Raw genomic sequence first — 826 nt, 5'->3', positions numbered from 1 at the left:
CGCAGTACTGTTGTAATTCATTAAGCATTCTGCCGACATGGAAGCCATTCACAAACGGCATGATGAACCTGAATCGCCAGCGGCATCAGCACCTTGTCGCCTTGCGTATAATATTTGCCCATGGTGAAAACGGGGGCGAAGAAGTTGTCCATATTGGCCACGTTTAAATCAAAACTGGTGAAACTCACCCAGGGATTGGCTGAGACGAAAAACATATTCTCAATAAACCCTTTAGGGAAATAGGCCAGGTTTTCACCGTAACACGCCACATCTTGCGAATATATGTGTAGAAACTGCCGGAAATCGTCGTGGTATTCACTCCAGAGCGATGAAAACGTTTCAGTTTGCTCATGGAAAACGGTGTAACAAGGGTGAACACTATCCCATATCACCAGCTCACCGTCTTTCATTGCCATACGAAATTCCGGATGAGCATTCATCAGGCGGGCAAGAATGTGAATAAAGGCCGGATAAAACTTGTGCTTATTTTTCTTTACGGTCTTTAAAAAGGCCGTAATATCCAGCTGAACGGTCTGGTTATAGGTACATTGAGCAACTGACTGAAATGCCTCAAAATGTTCTTTACGATGCCATTGGGATATATCAACGGTGGTATATCCAGTGATTTTTTTCTCCATTTTAGCTTCCTTAGCTCCTGAAAATCTCGATAACTCAAAAAATACGCCCGGTAGTGATCTTATTTCATTATGGTGAAAGTTGGAACCTCTTACGTGCCGATCAACGTCTCATTTTCGCCAAAAGTTGGCCCAGGGCTTCCCGGTATCAACAGGGACACCAGGATTTATTTATTCTGCGCGCATAGAGA

General features: G+C 43.8%; 1 pseudogene. It reads right to left on the bottom strand.

The annotated features are described in order from the left end of the window. A pseudogene (gene catA / locus GMC_RS22975) lies at positions 1-638 on the bottom strand (type A chloramphenicol O-acetyltransferase); the annotation flags it as partial. Positions 639-826: the final 188 nt, after the last annotated feature.

The sequence above is a fragment of the Aquimarina agarivorans genome, from assembly GCF_000218485.1.
GTDB lineage: Bacteria > Bacteroidota > Bacteroidia > Flavobacteriales > Flavobacteriaceae > Aquimarina > Aquimarina agarivorans.
Note: the sequence above shows the minus strand (reverse complement) of the source record. Positions and strands in the feature narration are given on the sequence as shown.